Source organism: Vibrio sp. 10N.247.310.23, from assembly GCF_041467155.1.
Lineage (GTDB): Bacteria > Pseudomonadota > Gammaproteobacteria > Enterobacterales > Vibrionaceae > Vibrio > Vibrio crassostreae_C.
On sequence record NZ_JBFSTZ010000059.1, the window covers coordinates 1 to 6,227 of the forward strand.

At 43.1% G+C, this 6,227-nt stretch carries 7 protein-coding genes; 4 read left to right on the forward strand and 3 right to left on the reverse strand.

What is annotated here, in order from left to right; all coding sequences use genetic code 11:
* Positions 1-149: 149 nt before the first annotated feature.
* The gene (mepA, locus tag AB6D93_RS23365; RefSeq protein ID WP_102333707.1) at positions 150-989 is read left to right on the forward strand and encodes a penicillin-insensitive murein endopeptidase; all 840 of its coding nucleotides are present in this window, start codon (positions 150-152) and stop codon (positions 987-989) included.
* A gap of 264 nt (positions 990-1,253) precedes the next feature.
* Positions 1,254-1,562 (forward strand): hypothetical protein, encoded by a 309-nt coding sequence (locus tag AB6D93_RS23370; protein ID WP_017062536.1) that lies wholly within the window; start codon positions 1,254-1,256, stop codon positions 1,560-1,562.
* 42 nt (positions 1,563-1,604) lie between these two features.
* Here AB6D93_RS23370 and AB6D93_RS23375 read toward each other — a convergent pair whose 3' ends face one another.
* The 3 genes from AB6D93_RS23375 to rdgC form a co-directional block, all read right to left on the reverse strand.
* Complete coding sequence (locus tag AB6D93_RS23375; RefSeq protein WP_004735061.1) at positions 1,605-1,859, reverse strand: YfhL family 4Fe-4S dicluster ferredoxin; 255 nt, start codon at positions 1,857-1,859, stop codon at positions 1,605-1,607.
* A 34-nt stretch (positions 1,860-1,893) separates the two neighbouring features.
* Positions 1,894-3,297 carry a tRNA 5-hydroxyuridine modification protein YegQ gene (yegQ, locus tag AB6D93_RS23380; RefSeq protein WP_102333708.1) on the reverse strand — a complete coding sequence of 468 codons (1,404 nt, stop codon included), beginning with the start codon at positions 3,295-3,297 and terminating at the stop codon, positions 1,894-1,896.
* A gap of 206 nt (positions 3,298-3,503) precedes the next feature.
* The gene (gene rdgC / locus AB6D93_RS23385) at positions 3,504-4,418 is read right to left on the reverse strand and encodes a recombination-associated protein RdgC (protein WP_017062534.1); all 915 of its coding nucleotides are present in this window, start codon (positions 4,416-4,418) and stop codon (positions 3,504-3,506) included.
* 194 nt (positions 4,419-4,612) lie between these two features.
* Here rdgC and phoB point away from each other — a divergent pair, with 194 nt between their 5' ends.
* Positions 4,613-5,302 (forward strand): phosphate regulon transcriptional regulator PhoB, encoded by a 690-nt coding sequence (phoB, locus tag AB6D93_RS23390; protein ID WP_004735064.1) that lies wholly within the window; start codon positions 4,613-4,615, stop codon positions 5,300-5,302.
* Positions 5,303-5,335: 33 nt separating this feature from the next.
* Positions 5,336-6,227, forward strand: an 892-nt coding sequence (gene phoR, locus AB6D93_RS23395) for a phosphate regulon sensor histidine kinase PhoR (RefSeq protein WP_372159219.1), incomplete at its 3' end; no start/stop codon positions are given.

Genomic DNA, 6,227 nt, shown 5'->3' on the forward strand with positions numbered 1-6,227 from the left:
TTCACAATAATTCATCAATCTTAATTAGATCACATTTTTACTTTAATTGGTATAATTCACTAGCTACCACCAAAAACTTAAGTACGATATGCACCTAATCCTAAATGGCGACTAATATAATGAGTAAGCGTCAGTAATTTGGGATTATTATGAGGTTCTTTTTTGCACTGGTTGTATTCTTTTGTTCATTTTCTCTATCAGCAACTTCGTGGGAAAAAGAGAGTCACCCTACTAAAAATTCACCCTCATCAATTGGAAGCTATGCCAATGGCTGTCTAGACGGCGCGCAGGCTTTGCCTATTAATGGTTTGGGGTATCAGATCATTCGCCCTCAAAGAGAGCGCTACTATGGCCATACAGAAGCTATAAAGTTTATTGAGAGGTTAGGAGTCACGACCAGCGAGAAGCTCAATACTAATTTATTGATCGGTGATATTTCTCTTCCCAGAGGAGGGCGCTTTTCTTCAGGTCATTCAAGTCATCAAACAGGGTTAGATATTGATATATGGCTAAGGTTAACCAGTAAGAGGTTGTCAGAGAACGAATTAGCTGTGCCTAAACCTGTGAGCGTTGTGGATCTTACCAACTACAAATTGCGTGAATCGAATTGGACCGATGATCATTTTCAAGTTATTCGTTATGCGGCGAAAGATGAAAAAGTGGTGCGTATTTTTGTTCATCCAGTGATCAAGCAAACCCTTTGTGAACAAGAAAACTCTGACGCTAATGATAGAGCTTGGTTAGGCAAAATAAGACCTTGGTGGGGACACCACTCCCACTTCCACGTTCGTTTAAAGTGTCCTGAAGGCAGTTCAAACTGCATAGCTCAAGCGAGCCCTCCTAAAGGTGACGGTTGTGGAGATGAACTTGCAAGTTGGGCGCCAAAGACAATCCCTGTTCCTCCTCCTAAAAAGGTAGCCACCAACAAGAAAAAAAAGAAAATTAAAGTCATGCCTAGTCAATGTTTAGCCTTGATTTCAAATAAGTAATCGAATTATCAATGGCTTATTAAGGTGGTAATGCCACTCGTTTTGTCGACTCTAAAAACTGGAGAAATGTCACACTTTTGTCTAGAGTTTATAAATGCGACATTAAGAATATCGTTTGATATTGAGAGCATTAATTTGAGAAAAACAGCGACAATTTGACTGGGCTAGGTCAGGAGTAAGTGTTTGGGGTGAAAGATGCGGCTTATGTGTAGTATGTGAAATCAGAGTCTGATACCCGTCGATAGATAATTCAAGGATAAGACTATGACTATGATTTGTGCGAAGGAATTTTCAGAATGGTTAAGACATAGGTTCAACGCTGAAAGCTCGGGTATTTCAATTTCAAGAGATGACATCAATCAGCTAACAGGTAGGCAGCGATTAGATCCTAGCTTTGTAAATGATGTACATTATGAATTGATGCAGTATGGAATGGCATTTGTGACCGATACCAGCAGGGAAAACTTTTATCTTGTTCCTATAGCTCAATCAATAAACTGGCGAGAACGACTCGAATATCAATTTGAAAAAGAGCTCTTCTGCAATATTTATCCAATCGGAAAATCAGGATGAAAAAAAAGGTTCAACTTATGGTTAAGTTGAACCTTTCTTCTTTTAGGTCAAGCCTTGAATGATAACAAACTTCTCAAGTAGCTCGTCATCAGTTTCAATATGGTTTGGGTCAGTGATGATGCATTTTGTAATCGGACACACTGACTGGCATGTTGGCTTTTCATAGTGACCTTTACACTCTGTACATAAATCAGGATCGATCTCGAAGATGCTGTCGCCCATAGTGATTGCACCATTTGGGCATTCAGGATCACACATATCGCAGTTTATGCACTTGTCAGTAATTAACAGAGCCATTATTTTCTTCTCAAGTAAGTCGCTTAAGTAAAAATTATTTGCCTGATGCGTTACGTGTATCTTGGCCTTCGCTCAAGTTACGCATCAGCAAGCCGTACTCTAGATCTAGATCTGCTGGTACAGGAATAAATACAAAGTGACCGTTACCTTTCGCATCGTCGACCGCTTCAGATTTGCGGTTTTCCATAACTTCTAGTTTGAAAACAACGTTACCTTTCGGTGTCATCATTTCTAAGCTGTCGCCTACTAGGAACTTGTTCTTCACTTCTACTTCCGCTAGGTCACCACGGCGCTTACCTGTGAACTCACCAACAAACTGTTGAGTGTCAGAGATAGAGTAACCGTACTCGTAGTTTTGGTATGTATCGTGTGTATGGCGACGTAAGAAGCCTTCAGTGTAACCACGGTGAGCTAGGCTCTCTAGTGTACCCATTAGGCTTTCATCGAATGGTTTGCCTGCCACTGCATCGTCAATAGCTTTACGGTAAACCTGAGCAGTACGTGCACAGTAGTAGAAAGACTTAGTACGACCTTCAATCTTCAGAGAGTGAACACCCATCTTCGTTAGGCGCTCAACGTGTTGGATTGCACGAAGGTCTTTTGAGTTCATGATGTAAGTACCATGCTCATCTTCAAACGCTGCCATTTTCTCTTCTGGCTTGTGTGATTCAGAAAGCAGAACCACTTCGTCTGTTGGTTTACCAAGACCTAGTGTGTTGTCTGGACGCTCATCTAGGACTTCAACTTCTTGAATAGCAACACCAGTAGGGTTTGCTTCAACGATCTGACCGTTTTCGTCTTCTTTCGCTGCTTCTGTTTTGTATTCCCAGCGGCAAGCGTTGGTGCAAGTACCTTGGTTTGGATCGCGCTTGTTCATGTAACCAGAAAGTAGACAACGACCAGAGTACGCCATGCAAAGTGCACCGTGAACAAAGATCTCTAGTTCTGTTTCAGGACAGTGTTCGCGGATCTCTTCGATCTCTTCAAGTGATAGCTCACGAGATAGGATGACACGCTCAACGCCTTGTGTAGCCCAGAATTTTACAGTTGCCCAGTTTACAGCGTTAGCTTGAACTGAAAGGTGGATAGGCATTTCAGGGAATGCTTCACGAACCATCATGATAAGACCAGGATCAGACATGATAAGAGCGTCTGGGCCCATATCAACAACTGGCTTAAGGTCGCGAATGAAAGTTTTTAATTTAGAGTTGTGTGGCTGAATGTTACATACAACATATAACTTTTTGCCTTGAGCATGAGCTTCATCGATACCGATTTGTAGGTTTTCGTGGTTGAACTCATTGTTACGAACGCGAAGGCTGTAACGTGGCTGGCCCGCGTAAACTGCATCAGCGCCGTAGGCGAATGCGTAACGCATGTTTTTAAGGCTTCCTGCCGGTGATAATAGTTCAGGTACAAATGGTTTTTGTGTAGTCATTGCTTCGTTCTCTAATCTGATCTCAAGTCAGGTTGATACCACCAAGTGATATCAAAGGGGCGCAAATTTTACGCTAAAATGAGTTTGGTTGATAGCCCTAAAGATAGCAATGACATTAACAAGAGGGTCTAGAGGCAGATATAAGTGAGAACTTAGTGAGAAATAAGCTCAGATACCGTTAGCACCTGAGCCTATAGTTTGACTGATTAAGCGTTAGGTTGAGTTAACCCGCCTAATGATTCAAATAGGTTTGGAAGGAAAACACTGAACTCACCACAAAGTAGAGAGAAGTCCGCATCAAAACGCGCAGCTTGATCTTCACGAGGAATATCGTCGTTTTCGTCTTTGAGCTCATCACTGAATTTTAGGCGTTTGATGCTGCCATCTTCTGCAAGAATGAATTCAATACGGTCTTGCCAGTTGATAAGAAGTTTCGTCACCATCTTATTGGCTTCGATGTGGTTTTTAATCTCATCAGCTTCTAGTTCTTGTTTCTTAACTCGAACAATACCGCCGTCTTCTTGAATAGATTTTAGTTCTGCTTCATCAAGCATAGTGATGCCTTGTGGCGTATCACCTGATTTCACCCATTCTGTAAGAGTCGTTTCGATCGCTTGCTCTGGGATAGCTGGCACTACTGGCAGGCTACCCATTGTCTTACGTAGCAATGCTAATACATCTTCTGCTTTTTTGTAGCTGCTCGCATCAACCACAATGAAACCTTCTTTTGGCATGATCAGCGCGTAAGTGAAGTTGCTGCGGCTGAATGCTCGAGGAAGTAGATCAATGATGATGTCTTCTTTTAGGCTGTCTTTCTCTTTCTTTTTCAGAGGGGTACCAGACTCTGCCTCAAGCGTTTCTACTTTTGCGTTCAATGATTCTTTGATCACAGAAGCGGGTAGCATTTTCTCTTCTTTCTTTGCACAGATAAGAATGCGGTTTTCTGATACGTGCGTCATCATATCGCCATGTCTACCCATTGCGTGTACCCAACCAAACTTCTGTTTGTCTTGGCTACCACAAGGAGTAAAGCGGAATTCTTCAAGTTGTTTCTCTAGCTGATCTGCGTTGAAATCAATATCACGGTTGAAGCGATAGACTAGGCAATTTTTAAACCACATAAATTTTTCTCATACCTTTTTAGAAGTGCTTCATGATATGAGATCTAATTCGATTTGTCCCTAGCTCTGTATCAAAAGTTATAAAGTGAAATGTTTGAGACAGTTATATGAAAATTTGTTTTCAAAGGTCACAAAAGTGTCATAATTAACTCAGATAATGCAATGCGTTGATTAAATACAAAGGCTATTCAATTATGTCGAGAAGGATTCTGGTCGTTGAAGATGAAGCACCTATTCGTGAGATGCTGTGCTTCGTGCTTGAACAAAAAGGCTACCAAGCAGTAGAGGCTGAAGATTACGATACAGCGGTAAACAAGCTATGTGAACCTTTCCCAGATCTAGTATTACTAGATTGGATGCTACCTGGTGGTAGCGGGATAAACTTTATCAAGCACATGAAGCGTGAAGAGTTAACTCGCAACATCCCAGTGGTGATGCTAACGGCTCGTGGAGAAGAAGAAGATAAGGTGCGTGGTTTAGAAGTGGGTGCTGATGATTACATCACCAAGCCATTTTCACCCAAAGAGCTCGTTGCTCGCCTGAAAGCGGTTATCCGCCGTGTAACGCCTACTGCACTAGAAGATGTGATTGATGTACAAGGTCTTAAGCTAGACCCAGTATCTCATCGTGTTACCGCAAGCGAAGGTCCAGTTGATATGGGACCAACAGAGTTCAAAATGCTGCATTTCTTTATGACTCACCAAGAGCGTGTGTACAGCCGAGAGCAGCTGCTTAACAACGTTTGGGGTACCAATGTTTACGTTGAAGACCGAACGGTTGATGTACATATTCGACGCCTGCGTAAAGCGCTTGAGTCTGCAGGTCACGATAAGCTAATCCAAACGGTTCGTGGCGCTGGCTACCGTTTTTCTACAAAGGCTTAATGTGGCTTCGCTGCCCAGTTTACGGAGTCCTGAATGGTTGAAAAGTTAACCTGGAAAAAGCTGGCTTGGGAGCTGGCTTTTTTTTACGCACCATGGGTTTTAGTCGGATGGATATTCGGTTACCTACCTTGGTTGCTGCTGGCTGCTACGGTATTGCAGCTCGGCTGGCATCTACACAACCAAATGCGTTTGTCCGCATGGCTGTGGGATGAGAAGCGTCTAACTCCACCTTCAGGCTCTGGGAACTGGGAATCTCTGTTTAACGGTATTTATCGTATGCAGCAGAGACAGCGTCGCAAACGCAAAGAACTGACTAACCTTATCCGCCGTTTCCGTAACGGTGCAGAATCGCTTCCCGATGCCGTTGTGGTATTTCGCGGTGAAGGCAATATCGTTTGGTGTAACAAGCTAGCTCAGTATTTGCTGGGCTTTCGTTGGCCAGATGATTCAGGTCAACCGATCTCTAATTTGATTCGTACTCCAGATTTTATTAAGTACCTTAATAAGCAAGATTTCTCTGAGCCATTAGAGATGCCTTCTCCATTGAATGTGGAGCGTATGCTCGAGCTGCGTATTGTGCCGTATACCGAGGGTGAACACCTGATGGTGGTACGTGATGTGACCCAGCTTAAGCAGTTAGAAGGCATGCGCCGTAACTTCTTCGCTAACGTTTCTCATGAATTGCGTACGCCGATGACCGTCCTTCAAGGTTACCTTGAAATGACCGAAGATCCAGACATGATCGTTGGCCCAATGTGGACCAAGGCGCATGGCGTAATGACTGAGCAGCTCAATCGAATGAACAGTTTGGTTAATCAACTACTCACGCTTTCGAAAATTGAAGCGGCGCCAATGCATGAGTTGGATGAAGTGGTCAACGTTCCGGCGATGCTTGAGGTTCTTGAGAAAGAAGCGGCGAGCCTTA